Below are 618 nucleotides of genomic sequence, written 5' to 3'. Positions count from 1 at the left end.
TCTTAGTACGAGCCGAACTTGTAGTTCAGGCCGGCGCGGACGACGGCGAACTCGTCGTCGCGGCGACCGATCGCGCTGGAATAGGCCGGGGCGAGGTTGGCGGCGTTGACGAGCAGGACACCCTGGTTGCGGGTGCCGCGGTCGAGGTTGACGTACAGGCCTTCGACCTTGAGCGTGACGGCCGAGGAGCGGAAGAAGTTCAGGAACGAGTCGGTGGGCAGGGCGTACTCGATGCCGCCGCCGACGGCGTAGCCGGTGCGGAAGCTGTCGTTGCCGGCGTAGCCGCCGAATGAGCGGTCGGCGCTGCCCGAGCCTTAGGCGAAGGCGGCGGTGCCGTACACGAGGGTGCGATCGAAGGCGTAGCCGAAGCGGCCGCGCACCGTGCCGAAGTAGTCGAGGCTGGCCAGGCCGCGCGGGTCGTTGACGATCAGGCCGCGCGCGATCGTGCCGCCGCTGACGAAGGCGTTGTTCCGGTCGCGGACGAAGTCGGGGTACTGGGGGTCCGCCTCGATGCCGACGACCACGCCGGAGCCCGGGGTGAACTGATAGTTGTAGCCGACCTGGGCGCCGCCGCAGAAGCCGTCCTGGCTGCGGTTGCGGAAGGTGGCGACGGAGCCC

The 618-nt window shown here is 69.4% G+C and carries 1 pseudogene; it reads right to left on the bottom strand.

Going from position 1 to position 618, the window contains the following annotated elements:
- Nucleotides 1-2: 2 nt before the first annotated feature.
- A pseudogene (locus MKL20_RS00035) lies at nt 3-618 on the bottom strand (outer membrane protein); the annotation flags it as partial.

It is taken from the genome of Methylobacterium sp. E-066 (genome assembly GCF_022829635.1).
Lineage (GTDB): Bacteria > Pseudomonadota > Alphaproteobacteria > Rhizobiales > Beijerinckiaceae > Methylobacterium.
Note: the sequence above shows the minus strand (reverse complement) of the source record. Positions and strands in the feature narration are given on the sequence as shown.